This window comes from Maribacter sp. 1_2014MBL_MicDiv, from assembly GCF_001865655.1.
Taxonomy (GTDB): domain Bacteria; phylum Bacteroidota; class Bacteroidia; order Flavobacteriales; family Flavobacteriaceae; genus Maribacter; species Maribacter dokdonensis.
Genome location: NZ_CP011318.1, coordinates 2,823,899 through 2,836,004 on the forward strand (window position 1 = coordinate 2,823,899; position 12,106 = coordinate 2,836,004).

Genomic DNA, 12,106 nt, shown 5'->3' on the forward strand with positions numbered 1-12,106 from the left:
AGACAAGAAATGTCAGTTAGAAAATTAAAACCAATCACTCCAGGGCAGCGTTTTAGAGTAGTAAACGGATTTGACGCCATTACTGCTGATAAGCCGGAAAAAAGCTTGCTTGCTCCGTTAAAAAAGTCCGGAGGTAGAAACAGTCAAGGAAAAATGACCATGCGCCAAAAAGGTGGTGGTCATAAAAGAAGGTATCGTGTAATAGATTTTAAGAGAGATAAGCAAGATGTTACTGCTACTGTTAAAACTATTGAGTACGATCCAAACAGAACTGCATTTATTGCTCTTTTGGAATATGTAGATGGAGAAAAGCGTTATGTAATCGCTCAAAATGGTTTACAAGTAGGTCAGCAGGTTTCTGCGGGTGCTACTGTAGCTCCTGAGATCGGAAATGCTCTTCCATTAAGCGAGATTCCTTTGGGAACTATAATTTCATGTATTGAGTTAAGACCTGGTCAAGGTGCTGTTATGGCGCGTAGTGCTGGTACATTTGCTCAATTAATGGCAAAGGATGGTAAGTTTGTTACTGTAAAAATGCCATCTGGTGAAACAAGATTAATTCTTTCTGGTTGTGTTGCGACCATTGGGGCTATTTCAAACTCTGATCATCAATTATTGGTATCTGGTAAAGCAGGTAGAAGTAGATGGTTGGGTAGAAGGCCAAGAACAAGACCAGTAGCTATGAACCCTGTCGATCACCCAATGGGTGGTGGTGAAGGTAGAGCTTCAGGTGGTCATCCAAGATCGAGAAACGGAATACCTGCTAAAGGTTTCAGAACTCGTACGAAGACCAAGAGCACCAATAAGTATATAATAGAACGTAGAAAGAAATAAAAAAGTAGAAAGAAATGGCACGTTCACTAAAAAAAGGACCATACGTACACTATAGCTTGGAGAAGAAAATCCAGCAAAGTGTATCATCCGGTAAGAAATCGGTAATTAAAACTTGGTCAAGAGCTTCTATGATTACTCCTGATTTTGTTGGGATGACTATAGCGGTTCATAATGGAAAACAATTTGTACCTGTATTTGTAACAGAAAACATGGTAGGACATAAACTTGGGGAATTTTCGCCAACTAGATCTTTTAGAGGTCACGCTGGTGCAAAAAACAAAGGAAAAAAGTAAGCTATGGGAGTTCGTAAAAAACAGATGGCCGAAAGAATTAAGGCCGAGAAGAAAAAAGTAGCTTTCGCTAAGTTGAACAATTGTCCTACTTCACCTAGAAAAATGCGCTTAGTTGCTGATTTAATTCGTGGTGTAAAGGTAGAGCAGGCATTAGCTATATTAAGATTCAATCCAAAAGAAGCTTCAAGAAAGTTAGAGAAATTATTACTTTCTGCTTTGGCTAATTGGCAGGCAAAAAACGAAGATGCAAATTTAGAGGATGCTGATTTGGTAGTTGCTGAGATTAGAGTTGATAGCGGTGCTATGCTTAAAAGATTGCGTCCTGCTCCACAGGGTAGAGCGCATAGAATTAGAAAACGTTCAAACCATGTTACATTGGTTTTGGGGTCAAAAAATATAACAGAAAACTAGAATGGGACAGAAAACAAATCCAATAGGAAATCGTCTAGGAATCATCAGAGGTTGGGAGTCTAACTGGTACGGTGGAAACGATTACGGAGATAAATTGGCTGAGGATGATAAAATACGTAAGTATATTCATGCGAGACTTTCTAAAGCTAGTGTTTCAAGAGTTATAATTGAACGTACCTTAAAACTTATAACTGTAACAGTAACAACTGCAAGACCTGGTATCATTATTGGTAAAGGTGGTCAAGAAGTTGATAAGTTAAAAGAAGAGTTGAAAAAAATCACCAATAAGGAGGTTCAAATCAACATTTTTGAAATAAAAAGACCAGAACTTGATGCTAATTTAGTTGCAGCAAGTGTAGCTCGTCAAATAGAAAGTAGAATTTCTTTTAGAAGAGCGATAAAGATGGCAATCGCTGCAGCAATGCGTATGAATGCCGAAGGTATTAAGATTCAGATCTCAGGTAGATTAAACGGTGCTGAAATGGCACGTTCTGAATCATATAAAGATGGTAGAATTCCATTATCGACCTTTAGAGCTGATATTGATTATGCTTTACAGGAAGCTCAAACAACATATGGTAAACTTGGTATTAAAGTTTGGATTATGAAGGGTGAGGTTTACGGTAAAAGAGAATTATCTCCGTTAGTTGGAATGCAAAAGGATTCTTCTAAAGGTGGTAAACAAGAAGGTGGAAGAAAACAACGTCGTAGAAAGTAATTTTTTAAAGAACTAAAGTAATGTTACAACCGAAAAGAACAAAGTTCCGTAAGATGCAGAAAGGCCGTATGAAAGGTCTTGCTGGAAGAGGACACCAACTTTCAAATGGTATGTTCGGTATAAAGAATGTTGATGATGCTGCATTTTTAACTTCACGTCAAATAGAAGCTGCACGTATTGCTGCTACTAGATATATGAAAAGGGAAGGGCAATTGTGGATTAAAATATTTCCGGATAAGCCGATTACCAAAAAACCATTAGAAGTACGTATGGGTAAAGGTAAAGGTGCTCCAGAATATTTCGTAGCCGTGGTAAAACCAGGTAGAATTATGTTCGAAGTGGCCGGAGTTCCTATGGAAGTAGCAAAAGAAGCTTTAAGATTGGCGGCTCAAAAACTTCCTGTTAAAACTAAATTTATTGTAGCTCGTGATTACGAGGCTGGAAATTAAACGTAAGGAATAATGAAAAAACAAGAGATTAAAGAAATGTCTGTGGAAGGACTTACGGAGAAACTGGCCGAGTACAAGAAGCAACATTCAGATTTGAAAATTGCGCATTTTGTAACTCCGTTAGAAAATCCACTTCAGATTAGAAAAGTAAGGAGAACGGTGGCAAGAATAGCAACTGAATTAACTAATAGGGAAAACCAATAATTGGTGGGCTTTATGGAAAAAAGAAACTTAAGAAAAGAGAGAGTAGGAGTTGTCACTAGTAATAAGATGGAGAAGTCCATAGTTATTTCTGAGGTGAAAAGAGTAAAACATCCTATGTACGGTAAATTCGTTTTGAAGACAAAGAAGTATGTTGCGCATGACGAAAAGAACGATTGTAACATTGGTGATACTGTAAAGATTATGGAAACTCGTCCTATGAGTAAAACCAAATGTTGGAGATTAGTAGAAATCTTAGAAAGAGCTAAATAAGTTATGTTACAGCAAGAATCTAGACTAAAAGTAGCGGATAACACCGGAGCAAAGGAAGTTTTAACTATTCGTGTTCTTGGTGGTACCAAAAGAAGATATGCTTCTATAGGTGACAAAATTGTTGTTACTGTTAAAGAGGCAACTCCAAATGGAGGTATCAAGAAAGGTGCGGTGTCAACAGCTGTTGTAGTTCGTACAAAGAAAGAGGTTAGAAGGCCTGATGGGTCTTATATCAGATTTGATGATAACGCTTGTGTGTTATTGAATCCTGCCGGAGAAATGAGAGGAACACGTGTTTTCGGACCTGTTGCAAGAGAGCTTAGGGATAAGCAGTTCATGAAGATTGTATCATTGGCCCCAGAGGTATTATAATATAACGGACAAGATGAAAAAGTTAAAAATCAAAACAGGAGACACGGTAAGAATCATTGCTGGAGACCATAAAGGTACCGAAGGTAAAGTTATGCGTGTTGATCTTGAGAAAAATAAAGCCATCGTTGAAGGTGCCAATATGGTATCTAAGCATGAGAAGCCTAGTGCTAAGAATCCTCAAGGTGGTATTGTAAAAAAAGAAGCTTTAATCCATATTTCTAACTTAGGTTTAATCGACAGTAAAACTGGAGATGTAACTAGAGTAGGTTACGAAGTAAGGGATGGTAAAAAAGTTAGGGTTTCCAAAAAATCCAATGAAGTAATTTAGTTATGGCATACGTTGCAAGATTAAAGAAAGAGTATAAGGAGCGAATTATAGCTGCCCTTACCGAAGAGTTTGGTTACAGTAATGTAATGCAGGTTCCTAAGTTAGAAAAGATAGTAATGAGTAGAGGTGTAGGTGCTGCCGTTGCTGACAAGAAGCTTATAGACCATGCAATAGATGAAATGACTATGATTACTGGTCAGAAAGCTGTTGCTACAATGTCTAAAAAGGATGTTGCTGCCTTTAAATTAAGAAAAGGTATGCCGATAGGTGCAAAAGTTACCTTAAGAGGTGAGCGTATGTACGAATTTTTGGATCGTTTGGTTACTTCTGCTTTACCACGTGTTAGAGATTTTCAAGGTATCAAAGCAACAGGTTTTGATGGTCGTGGAAATTACAACTTAGGTATTACGGAACAAATTATATTTCCTGAAGTTAATATTGATAAAATCAATAGAATTAACGGTATGGATATTACATTTGTAACTTCTGCCAATACGGATAAGGAAGCAAAATCATTATTAACAGAATTAGGATTACCTTTTAAAAAGAATTAGTATGGCTAAGGAATCAATGAAAGCCCGTGAGAGAAAAAGGGAAAGAACTGTAGCAAATTATGCTGAAAAGCGCAAAGCTTTGAAAGAAGCTGGTGATTATGAAGCGTTGCAGAGATTACCTAAAAATGCATCTCCGGTACGTTTGCATAACAGATGTAAATTAACTGGTAGACCAAAAGGTTACATGAGAACTTTTGGTATTTCAAGGGTAATGTTCAGGGAGATGGCTAACGCTGGATTAATTCCAGGGGTTAAGAAAGCTAGCTGGTAAATAAAAGATTATTAATGGGTTCAGGTTTAGCCTATTGCTGAAAACCGTTCCCGAATTATATATACATGGTAACAGATACTATTGCAGATTACCTAACGAGAGTTAGAAACGCTAGTAGAGCGGGACATAGGGTTGTTGAAATCCCTGCGTCAAATCTAAAGAAAGAGATAACTAAAATATTGTTCGATCAAGGATATATTTTAAGTTATAAGTTTGAAGAAGACAAGGTTCAAGGTTCTATTAAAATAGCTTTGAAATACGATAAGCTTACAAAAGAGCCTGTTATCAAGAAAATACAGCGTATAAGTAAGCCTGGTCTTAGAAAATATGCCGGCAGTGAAGAATTGCCACGTGTATTGAATGGTTTAGGTATTGCAATTGTTTCTACATCTCATGGTGTAATGACTAGCAAGCAGGCCAAGGCAGAGAAAGTTGGTGGTGAAGTTTTGTGCTACGTTTATTAATTGATTAAAGATTTAGAAAATGTCTAGAATAGGTAATAATCCAGTCGCAATTCCAGAAGGAGTTACAATTGAAATCAATGACAATATAATTTCTGTAAAAGGAAAATTAGGTGAATTGACTCAAGAATTCTCTGGTGTAGCGATTAAAGTAGAAGATGGTCAGGCTTGGGTAACAAGACCTTCAGATTCTAAAGAGCATAAAGCTAAGCACGGTTTGTATAGATCACTTATCACTAATATGGTTGAAGGTGTTTCTAAAGGTTGGACTAAAGAATTGGAATTAGTTGGTGTAGGATATAGAGCAAGTAATCAAGGGCAAAAACTTGATTTGGCTTTAGGTTTTTCACACAACATTGTTTTTGACTTGGCCCCAGAGGTAAAAGTTGAAACTATATCAGAAAAGGGTAAGAATCCTATCGTAAAGCTGACTTCACATGACAAACAACTAGTTGGTCATATAGCAGCGAAAATCAGATCTTTCCGTAAGCCAGAGCCATACAAAGGGAAAGGTATCAAGTTTGTAGGTGAAATATTAAGAAGAAAAGCTGGTAAGTCAGCTTAATAATAGGATATTATGGGATTATCAAAAACACAAAGAAAATTAAGAATCCGTCGTAGAATTCGTAAGGTTTCTTCTGGGACTGCAGCTAGACCAAGGTTATCTGTATTTAGAAGTAATAGCGAAATTTACGCTCAAGTTATAGACGACGTTAAAGGAGTCACTTTAGTATCTGCTTCTTCAAGAGATAAGGATATTGCAAAAGTAAAAGGAAATAAAACCGAGATTGCTGCTTTGGTTGGTAAAACAATCGCTGAGAAATCTGTAAAAGCTGGTTTGGATAAAGTAGCTTTTGATAGAGGGGGTAATTTGTATCATGGTAGAGTTAAGTCTCTAGCTGAAGGTGCAAGAGAAGCAGGTCTAAAATTCTAATATACTAGTATGTTCCAAAAATATAAAAACGTAGAAACTGTTAAGCCAGGTGGTTTAGATTTAAAAGATAAATTAGTTGGTATTCAGCGTGTAACTAAGGTAACAAAAGGTGGTAGAGCATTCGGTTTTTCTGCAATTGTTGTTGTAGGTGATGAAAATGGTGTCGTAGGTCACGGTTTAGGTAAATCTAAAGAAGTTGCTACTGCAATTGCCAAAGCAATTGAAGATGGTAAAAAGAATTTAGTGCGTATACCTTTGAACAAAGGTACTTTACCACATGAGCAAAAAGGTAAATTCGGTGGGGCTAGAGTATATATTCAGCCTGCATCTCATGGTACCGGTGTTATTGCTGGTGGTGCTGTAAGATCAGTACTTGAATCAGTTGGTGTGCATGATGTATTGTCTAAGTCTCAAGGTTCTTCAAACCCACATAATGTTGTAAAAGCTACTTTTGATGCTTTATTGCAACTTAGAGATGCAAAAACCATTGCAACACAGAGAGGTGTTTCTTTAGAAAAAGTATTTAAAGGCTAAGAGGAAAATTATGGCAAAGATTAAAGTTACACAGGTAAAAAGTGGAATTAAGAAACCTCAAAATCAAAAAAGAACTTTAGAGGCTCTTGGTTTAAAGAGAATTGGTCAGGTAGTTGAGCATGATGATACTCCTAACATTCTTGGAATGATAAATAAAGTTAAACATTTAGTTTCCACTGAGGAAGCTTAAATTTAGAATAAAATGGGTTTACATAGTCTACAGCCTGCAGAAGGTTCAGTAAATAGAGACGGAAAACGCCTTGGTAGAGGTCAGGGTTCTGGTAAGGGAGGAACTGCTGCTAGAGGGCATAAAGGAGCGAAATCAAGATCTGGTTATTCTAAGAAAATCGGTTTTGAAGGTGGTCAAATGCCTTTGCAACGTCGTGTACCTAAATTTGGTTTTACGAATATTAACCGTAAGAATTACCAAGGTATCAACTTAGAAAAGTTACAAGAACTTGTAGATAATAAAGTTATTACCAATGAGGTGTCTTTAGACATTTTAATTGAGAATGGTTTAGTTGGTAAAAATGATTTAGTGAAAATTTTAGGAAATGGCGAGTTAAAAGCTTCTCTTAAAGTTTCAGTACATAAATTTACAGCATCTGCCAAAGCAGCAATTGAAGCAGCAGGTGGTGAAGCAATAAGTTTGTAAGCATAGACGAGAGCATGAAGAATTTTATTGATACAATATCCAATATTTGGAAAATAGAAGAACTAAGAAATAGAATTCTTATTACACTAGGTCTTTTGTTGGTTTATCGTTTTGGTTGTCAAATCGTACTTCCAGGTATAGATTCAACACAATTAGGTGGGTTAACAGATGGTACTGACCAAGGAATTTTTGGTCTTTTAAATGCATTTACAGGAGGGGCGTTTGCTAATGCTTCTGTTTTTGCATTAGGTATTATGCCATATATCTCTGCTTCTATTGTAGTTCAGTTAATGGGTATTGCAATTCCTTATCTTCAAAAATTGCAAAAAGAAGGAGAAAGTGGTCGTAAGACCATCAATCAAATCACTAGATGGTTGACTATCGGTATTTGTATTGTTCAAGCTCCTGCTTATTTGTATGGTTTAGAAGCCTTTGGTGTTAGGGATAGTGCTTTCTTATTAGGAAAGGGACTTGATTTTATGGTGCCAGCTGTTATTATATTGGTAACAGGTACGGTTTTTGCAATGTGGTTAGGTGAGAAAATTACTGATAAAGGTATTGGTAACGGTATTTCGTTATTGATAATGATTGGTATTATAGCTACTATGCCACAGTCTTTTGTTCAAGAATTTATTTCAAGAACAACAAATAATAATGGTGGACTAATGTTCATTTTAATTGAGGTTATTATTTGGTTCTTGGTTATTTTGGCTTGTATTCTTTTAGTAATGGCTACAAGACAGATTCCTGTACAATATGCAAGACGAACTGCTTCTGGTGGTTATGAGAAGAACATCATTGGATCTAGACAATATATACCATTGAAGTTAAATGCTTCTGGTGTAATGCCTATAATATTTGCTCAGGCAATCATGTTCGTACCTGGTATGATAGGTGGTGCTTTTGATGATACATCTTTTGGACAGTGGATGCAAGTTCAGTTCAGTGATGTATTCGGTTGGGCTTATAATTTACTTTTTGCAATATTGATTATAATCTTCACATATTTTTATACTGCTATTACGGTTCCTACCAATAAGATGGCAGATGACTTAAAAAGAAGTGGTGGTTTTATACCTGGAATTCGTCCTGGGAAAGAAACTGGAGATTATTTAGATAAGATTATGTCTTTAATAACGTTACCTGGATCTATTTTCTTAGCTTTGCTGGCTATTTTACCAGCGGTTGTGGTAAAGTTGATGGATGTTCAAGCTGGATGGGCGTTATTTTATGGTGGTACCTCCCTGTTAATTATGGTTGGTGTTGCTATCGATACGGTACAACAGGTAAATTCATATTTGTTGAACAGACATTATGATGGTTTAATGAAAACCGGTAAAAATAGAAAAGTAGCATAATTTATGGCTAAACAGGCAGCAATAGAACAAGATGGATCTATCATTGAAGCATTGTCAAATGCAATGTTTCGTGTAGAATTGGAGAACGGACATGTGGTAACAGCGCATATATCAGGTAAGATGCGTATGCACTATATTAAACTATTACCTGGGGATAAGGTTAAATTGGAGATGAGTCCGTATGACCTTACAAAAGCAAGAATTACATATAGATACTAAGATACAAGATGAAAGTAAGAGCATCAGTTAAAAAGAGAAGTGCCGACTGCAAGATTGTTCGCAGAAAAGGCAGGTTGTACGTAATCAACAAAAAGAATCCTAGATTTAAACAAAGACAAGGGTAATTATGGCAAGAATCGCAGGTATAGATATACCAAAACAAAAGAGAGGTGTTATCGCCTTAACCTACATTTTTGGAATTGGAAGAAGTAGGTCACAAGAAATATTGAGTAAAGCCCAAGTTAGCGAAGATACTAAGGTTTCTGATTGGAATGATGATGAAATAGGACGTATCAGGGAAGCTGTTTCTGAATTTACAATTGAAGGTGAATTACGTTCTGAAACTCAATTGAACATTAAGCGTTTAATGGATATTGGGTGTTATAGAGGAATTCGTCATAGATCAGGTTTACCTTTAAGAGGTCAGCGAACTAAGAACAACTCTAGAACTAGAAAAGGAAAGCGTAAAACAGTTGCTAACAAGAAGAAAGCAACTAAATAATAATTAGGTATGGCAAAGGCAAGTACTAAAGTTACCAAGAAGCGTAAAGTTATAGTTGATTCTGTTGGTGAAGCACACATTAGCGCTTCTTTCAATAATATCATTATCTCTTTGACAAATAAAAAAGGAGATGTTATTTCTTGGTCATCTGCTGGTAAGTTAGGTTTTAGAGGGTCTAAGAAAAATACTCCTTATGCTGCTCAAGTAGCTGCTGAGGATTGTTCAAAAGTTGCTCATGAAGCAGGTTTGAGAAAAGTTAAGGTTTATGTAAAAGGTCCAGGTAATGGTAGAGAATCTGCTATTAGATCTTTGCATAATGCAGGTATCGAAGTAACTGAAATCATTGATGTTACTCCAATGCCTCACAACGGATGTAGACCTCCAAAAAGAAGAAGAGTTTAATTAATTACAAATAATTTCACCGAAAGTGTAATTACGATTATCGAAGGATAAGCCTTAATTCATAATCTCACTTTCAAATTTTTAGAAAATGGCAAGATATACAGGACCAAAATCAAAGATCGCTCGTAAATTCGGCGAAGCAATTTTCGGAGACGACAAATCTTTCGAAAAGAAAAATTACCCTCCAGGACAACACGGTAATAACAGAAGAAGAGGTAAAAAATCTGAGTACTCTGTTCAATTGATGGAGAAACAAAAAGCCAAATATACTTACGGTATTTTAGAAAAACAATTTAGAAACTTATTCCAGACTGCTAAGAGAAAAGAAGGTGTTGCTGGTGAGATTTTACTTCAATTATGTGAGTCACGTTTAGATAACGTAGTTTATAGAATGGGTATATCTCCAACTAGAAGCGGTGCAAGACAATTAGTATCTCATAGACACATTACGGTTAATGGTGAGTTGGTAAACATACCTTCTTATTCATTAAAAGCGGGAGATGTTGTTGGTGTTAGAGAGAAATCTAAATCATTACAAAGTATTCAAGATTCATTAGCTGCCAGTAGTGCAGTATATGAGTGGATTTCTTGGAATAGCGAAAAGAAGGAAGGGACTTACGTTTCTATTCCTGAAAGAATGCAAATTCCAGAAAATATCAAAGAACAATTAATCGTGGAGTTATACTCTAAATAAACAACAACGATCCAATTATGGCATTATTTAATTTTCAGAAACCCGATAAAGTAATAATGATCGATTCCTCTGATTTCGAAGGGAAGTTTGAATTTCGCCCTTTGGAACCTGGTTATGGATTAACTGTTGGGAATGCATTAAGACGAGTATTGCTGTCTTCGTTAGAAGGTCATGCAATTACTTCGGTTAGGATAGATAAAGTAGAGCATGAGTTCTCTATGATTCCTGGCGTTGTTGAAGATGTAACAGAGATTATATTAAACTTGAAACAAGTTCGTTTCAAGAAGCAAATAGAAGATTCTGAAGCTGAAGTTGTTTCAATTTCTGTAAGTGGAAAGAATCAATTGACTGCCGGTGATTTTCAAAAATTTATTTCTGGCTATCAAGTATTAAATCCAGATTTGGTTATCTGTAATATGGATGCAAAAGTTAGCATCAATATGGAGATTACTATTGAAAAGGGTAGAGGATATGTTCCTGCGGAAGAAAATAGAAAGTCTGGTGCTCCATTAGGTACTATTGCTGTTGATTCTATTTTTACACCTATTAAAAATGTAAAATATAGTATTGAAAACTTTCGTGTAGAGCAAAAAACCGATTACGAAAAATTAGTTTTTGAAATTTCTTCGGATGGTTCTATTCATCCTAAGGATGCTTTAACAGAAGCCGCAAAAGTTCTTATTCATCACTTCATGTTATTCTCTGATGAGCGTATCACTTTAGAAGCGGATGAAATTGCTCAAACGGAGACTTATGATGAAGAGTCTTTACACATGAGACAATTGTTGAAAACTAAATTAGTAGACATGGATCTTTCTGTTCGTGCTCTAAACTGTTTAAAAGCAGCTGAAGTTGATACTTTAGGAGATTTAGTTTCTTTCAATAAGAACGATTTAATGAAGTTCAGAAACTTCGGTAAAAAATCTTTAACAGAACTTGAAGAACTTGTGATCAACAAGGGATTAAGTTTTGGTATGGATTTATCAAAATATAAATTAGACAAAGATTAAATAATCATATTTTGCTCCTCGTTCTATCGAGTTTGGTAGCAAGATGATAAAACAAAAACATGAGACACGGTAAAAAAGTTAATCACTTAGGTAGAAAAACAGCGCATAGAAAAGCTATGTTGGCAAACATGGCTTGTTCATTAATTGAACACAAAAGAATCAATACTACTGTAGCGAAAGCGAAAGCTTTAAAACAGTTTGTTGAGCCTTTGATTACTAAATCAAAAGCTGAGAACAATGTAAGTGCTGAAAAGGGTACCCATAATAGACGTATAGTTTTCAAAAACTTACGTGATAAGAATGCTGTAACTGAATTATTCAGTGTGGTTTCTGAGAAGGTAGCCGATAGACCAGGTGGTTATACAAGAATCATTAAACTTGGTAATCGTTTAGGTGATAATGCTGATATGGCAATGATAGAATTGGTTGATTTCAACGAATTATACAATGCTGGTAAGCCTAAGAAAAAATCTACTAGAAGAAGTAGAAGATCTGGCTCTGCTGCTACTGAAGCTCCTGCAGCTGAAAAGGAAGTTAAGGTAGTTGAAGAGACTAAGCCTGAAGCTGAAGCACAAACCGATACAGAAGCTAAGACAGATGATTCAAAGGAATAACATTGTCAATAAATATTAA

At 35.9% G+C, this 12,106-nt stretch carries 25 protein-coding genes; all 25 read left to right on the forward strand.

All coding sequences use genetic code 11. The features are described from left to right. The first annotated feature begins 9 nt into the window (after positions 1-9). The 25 genes from rplB to rplQ all read left to right on the forward strand — a co-directional run bounded on the left by rplB (position 10) and on the right by rplQ (position 12,087). Positions 10-834 carry a 50S ribosomal protein L2 gene (rplB, locus tag YQ22_RS11785; RefSeq protein WP_071341362.1) on the forward strand — a complete coding sequence of 275 codons (825 nt, stop codon included), beginning with the start codon at positions 10-12 and terminating at the stop codon, positions 832-834. A gap of 14 nt (positions 835-848) precedes the next feature. Continuing rightward, positions 849-1,127 carry a 30S ribosomal protein S19 gene (gene rpsS / locus YQ22_RS11790; RefSeq protein ID WP_036152139.1) on the forward strand — a complete coding sequence of 93 codons (279 nt, stop codon included), beginning with the start codon at positions 849-851 and terminating at the stop codon, positions 1,125-1,127. 3 nt (positions 1,128-1,130) lie between these two features. After that, entirely contained in the window at positions 1,131-1,538 is a 408-nt protein-coding gene (gene rplV, locus YQ22_RS11795) for a 50S ribosomal protein L22 (RefSeq protein WP_058103827.1), read from the forward strand. 1 nt (position 1,539) lies between these two features. Next, positions 1,540-2,256 (forward strand): 30S ribosomal protein S3, encoded by a 717-nt coding sequence (gene rpsC / locus YQ22_RS11800; RefSeq protein ID WP_058103826.1) that lies wholly within the window; start codon positions 1,540-1,542, stop codon positions 2,254-2,256. A 20-nt stretch (positions 2,257-2,276) separates the two neighbouring features. Beyond that, the gene (rplP, locus tag YQ22_RS11805) at positions 2,277-2,705 is read left to right on the forward strand and encodes a 50S ribosomal protein L16 (RefSeq protein WP_058103825.1); all 429 of its coding nucleotides are present in this window, start codon (positions 2,277-2,279) and stop codon (positions 2,703-2,705) included. 12 nt (positions 2,706-2,717) lie between these two features. Continuing rightward, positions 2,718-2,909, forward strand: coding sequence for a 50S ribosomal protein L29 (gene rpmC / locus YQ22_RS11810; protein ID WP_058103824.1), 192 nt, complete (start codon positions 2,718-2,720; stop codon positions 2,907-2,909). Between the two features lie 12 nt (positions 2,910-2,921). Continuing rightward, entirely contained in the window at positions 2,922-3,179 is a 258-nt protein-coding gene (rpsQ, locus tag YQ22_RS11815) for a 30S ribosomal protein S17 (protein WP_058104316.1), read from the forward strand. Between the two features lie 3 nt (positions 3,180-3,182). Beyond that, on the forward strand, positions 3,183-3,551 hold the full coding sequence (rplN, locus tag YQ22_RS11820) for a 50S ribosomal protein L14 (protein WP_027064819.1): 369 nt from the start codon (positions 3,183-3,185) through the stop codon (positions 3,549-3,551). A 13-nt stretch (positions 3,552-3,564) separates the two neighbouring features. Further along, positions 3,565-3,879 carry a 50S ribosomal protein L24 gene (gene rplX / locus YQ22_RS11825; RefSeq protein ID WP_058103823.1) on the forward strand — a complete coding sequence of 105 codons (315 nt, stop codon included), beginning with the start codon at positions 3,565-3,567 and terminating at the stop codon, positions 3,877-3,879. A gap of 2 nt (positions 3,880-3,881) precedes the next feature. Beyond that, positions 3,882-4,433, forward strand: coding sequence for a 50S ribosomal protein L5 (rplE, locus tag YQ22_RS11830; RefSeq protein ID WP_058103822.1), 552 nt, complete (start codon positions 3,882-3,884; stop codon positions 4,431-4,433). A 1-nt stretch (position 4,434) separates the two neighbouring features. Next, positions 4,435-4,704: a 30S ribosomal protein S14 gene (gene rpsN, locus YQ22_RS11835; RefSeq protein WP_058103821.1), complete on the forward strand. Its 270-nt coding sequence runs from the start codon at positions 4,435-4,437 to the stop codon at positions 4,702-4,704. A gap of 65 nt (positions 4,705-4,769) precedes the next feature. Further along, on the forward strand, positions 4,770-5,168 hold the full coding sequence (gene rpsH, locus YQ22_RS11840; protein ID WP_058103820.1) for a 30S ribosomal protein S8: 399 nt from the start codon (positions 4,770-4,772) through the stop codon (positions 5,166-5,168). Positions 5,169-5,187: 19 nt separating this feature from the next. Further along, a complete protein-coding gene (gene rplF, locus YQ22_RS11845; protein ID WP_058103819.1) occupies positions 5,188-5,730 on the forward strand; it encodes a 50S ribosomal protein L6 in 543 nt (180 codons plus the stop codon). A gap of 12 nt (positions 5,731-5,742) precedes the next feature. Then, a complete protein-coding gene (gene rplR, locus YQ22_RS11850; protein WP_058103818.1) occupies positions 5,743-6,099 on the forward strand; it encodes a 50S ribosomal protein L18 in 357 nt (118 codons plus the stop codon). 9 nt (positions 6,100-6,108) lie between these two features. Then, the gene (rpsE, locus tag YQ22_RS11855) at positions 6,109-6,633 is read left to right on the forward strand and encodes a 30S ribosomal protein S5 (RefSeq protein WP_058103817.1); all 525 of its coding nucleotides are present in this window, start codon (positions 6,109-6,111) and stop codon (positions 6,631-6,633) included. Between the two features lie 10 nt (positions 6,634-6,643). Continuing rightward, positions 6,644-6,823 (forward strand): 50S ribosomal protein L30, encoded by a 180-nt coding sequence (gene rpmD, locus YQ22_RS11860; RefSeq protein WP_027064811.1) that lies wholly within the window; start codon positions 6,644-6,646, stop codon positions 6,821-6,823. 12 nt (positions 6,824-6,835) lie between these two features. Next, on the forward strand, positions 6,836-7,288 hold the full coding sequence (gene rplO / locus YQ22_RS11865) for a 50S ribosomal protein L15 (protein ID WP_071341363.1): 453 nt from the start codon (positions 6,836-6,838) through the stop codon (positions 7,286-7,288). Positions 7,289-7,302: 14 nt separating this feature from the next. Next, complete coding sequence (gene secY / locus YQ22_RS11870) at positions 7,303-8,646, forward strand: preprotein translocase subunit SecY (RefSeq protein WP_071341364.1); 1,344 nt, start codon at positions 7,303-7,305, stop codon at positions 8,644-8,646. 3 nt (positions 8,647-8,649) lie between these two features. Next, complete coding sequence (infA, locus tag YQ22_RS11875) at positions 8,650-8,865, forward strand: translation initiation factor IF-1 (RefSeq protein WP_013305172.1); 216 nt, start codon at positions 8,650-8,652, stop codon at positions 8,863-8,865. 8 nt (positions 8,866-8,873) lie between these two features. Next, positions 8,874-8,990 (forward strand): type B 50S ribosomal protein L36, encoded by a 117-nt coding sequence (gene ykgO / locus YQ22_RS18965; protein ID WP_013305171.1) that lies wholly within the window; start codon positions 8,874-8,876, stop codon positions 8,988-8,990. 2 nt (positions 8,991-8,992) lie between these two features. Then, complete coding sequence (gene rpsM, locus YQ22_RS11880; protein ID WP_036152167.1) at positions 8,993-9,367, forward strand: 30S ribosomal protein S13; 375 nt, start codon at positions 8,993-8,995, stop codon at positions 9,365-9,367. 9 nt (positions 9,368-9,376) lie between these two features. Next, complete coding sequence (rpsK, locus tag YQ22_RS11885) at positions 9,377-9,769, forward strand: 30S ribosomal protein S11 (RefSeq protein WP_027064807.1); 393 nt, start codon at positions 9,377-9,379, stop codon at positions 9,767-9,769. A gap of 88 nt (positions 9,770-9,857) precedes the next feature. Further along, the gene (gene rpsD / locus YQ22_RS11890) at positions 9,858-10,463 is read left to right on the forward strand and encodes a 30S ribosomal protein S4 (protein WP_058103814.1); all 606 of its coding nucleotides are present in this window, start codon (positions 9,858-9,860) and stop codon (positions 10,461-10,463) included. Positions 10,464-10,480: 17 nt separating this feature from the next. Beyond that, on the forward strand, positions 10,481-11,473 hold the full coding sequence (locus YQ22_RS11895) for a DNA-directed RNA polymerase subunit alpha (protein ID WP_058103813.1): 993 nt from the start codon (positions 10,481-10,483) through the stop codon (positions 11,471-11,473). A 59-nt stretch (positions 11,474-11,532) separates the two neighbouring features. Next, on the forward strand, positions 11,533-12,087 hold the full coding sequence (gene rplQ / locus YQ22_RS11900; protein WP_071341365.1) for a 50S ribosomal protein L17: 555 nt from the start codon (positions 11,533-11,535) through the stop codon (positions 12,085-12,087). The last annotated feature ends 19 nt before the right edge of the window (positions 12,088-12,106 follow it).

Bases quoted from the DNA above. Each gene is read 5' to 3' on its own strand.
- rpsM (WP_036152167.1), top strand. From the start codon at position 8,993: ATGGCAAGAATCGCAGGTATAGATATACCAAAACAAAAGAGAGGTGTT.
- rpsQ (WP_058104316.1), top strand. From the start codon at position 2,922: ATGGAAAAAAGAAACTTAAGAAAAGAGAGAGTAGGAGTTGTCACTAGT.
- infA (WP_013305172.1), top strand. From the start codon at position 8,650: ATGGCTAAACAGGCAGCAATAGAACAAGATGGATCTATCATTGAAGCA.
- rpsC (WP_058103826.1), top strand. From the start codon at position 1,540: ATGGGACAGAAAACAAATCCAATAGGAAATCGTCTAGGAATCATCAGA.
- rpsD (WP_058103814.1), top strand. From the start codon at position 9,858: ATGGCAAGATATACAGGACCAAAATCAAAGATCGCTCGTAAATTCGGC.
- rplB (WP_071341362.1), top strand. From the start codon at position 10: ATGTCAGTTAGAAAATTAAAACCAATCACTCCAGGGCAGCGTTTTAGA.
- secY (WP_071341364.1), top strand. From the start codon at position 7,303: ATGAAGAATTTTATTGATACAATATCCAATATTTGGAAAATAGAAGAA.
- rplR (WP_058103818.1), top strand. From the start codon at position 5,743: ATGGGATTATCAAAAACACAAAGAAAATTAAGAATCCGTCGTAGAATT.
- rpsS (WP_036152139.1), top strand. From the start codon at position 849: ATGGCACGTTCACTAAAAAAAGGACCATACGTACACTATAGCTTGGAG.
- rpsE (WP_058103817.1), top strand. From the start codon at position 6,109: ATGTTCCAAAAATATAAAAACGTAGAAACTGTTAAGCCAGGTGGTTTA.
- rpsH (WP_058103820.1), top strand. From the start codon at position 4,770: ATGGTAACAGATACTATTGCAGATTACCTAACGAGAGTTAGAAACGCT.
- rplV (WP_058103827.1), top strand. From the start codon at position 1,131: ATGGGAGTTCGTAAAAAACAGATGGCCGAAAGAATTAAGGCCGAGAAG.
- rplF (WP_058103819.1), top strand. From the start codon at position 5,188: ATGTCTAGAATAGGTAATAATCCAGTCGCAATTCCAGAAGGAGTTACA.
- rpmD (WP_027064811.1), top strand. From the start codon at position 6,644: ATGGCAAAGATTAAAGTTACACAGGTAAAAAGTGGAATTAAGAAACCT.
- rpmC (WP_058103824.1), top strand. From the start codon at position 2,718: ATGAAAAAACAAGAGATTAAAGAAATGTCTGTGGAAGGACTTACGGAG.
- rplQ (WP_071341365.1), top strand. From the start codon at position 11,533: ATGAGACACGGTAAAAAAGTTAATCACTTAGGTAGAAAAACAGCGCAT.
- rplX (WP_058103823.1), top strand. From the start codon at position 3,565: ATGAAAAAGTTAAAAATCAAAACAGGAGACACGGTAAGAATCATTGCT.
- rplO (WP_071341363.1), top strand. From the start codon at position 6,836: ATGGGTTTACATAGTCTACAGCCTGCAGAAGGTTCAGTAAATAGAGAC.
- rpsK (WP_027064807.1), top strand. From the start codon at position 9,377: ATGGCAAAGGCAAGTACTAAAGTTACCAAGAAGCGTAAAGTTATAGTT.
- YQ22_RS11895 (WP_058103813.1), top strand. From the start codon at position 10,481: ATGGCATTATTTAATTTTCAGAAACCCGATAAAGTAATAATGATCGAT.
- ykgO (WP_013305171.1), top strand. From the start codon at position 8,874: ATGAAAGTAAGAGCATCAGTTAAAAAGAGAAGTGCCGACTGCAAGATT.
- rplP (WP_058103825.1), top strand. From the start codon at position 2,277: ATGTTACAACCGAAAAGAACAAAGTTCCGTAAGATGCAGAAAGGCCGT.
- rplE (WP_058103822.1), top strand. From the start codon at position 3,882: ATGGCATACGTTGCAAGATTAAAGAAAGAGTATAAGGAGCGAATTATA.
- rpsN (WP_058103821.1), top strand. From the start codon at position 4,435: ATGGCTAAGGAATCAATGAAAGCCCGTGAGAGAAAAAGGGAAAGAACT.
- rplN (WP_027064819.1), top strand. From the start codon at position 3,183: ATGTTACAGCAAGAATCTAGACTAAAAGTAGCGGATAACACCGGAGCA.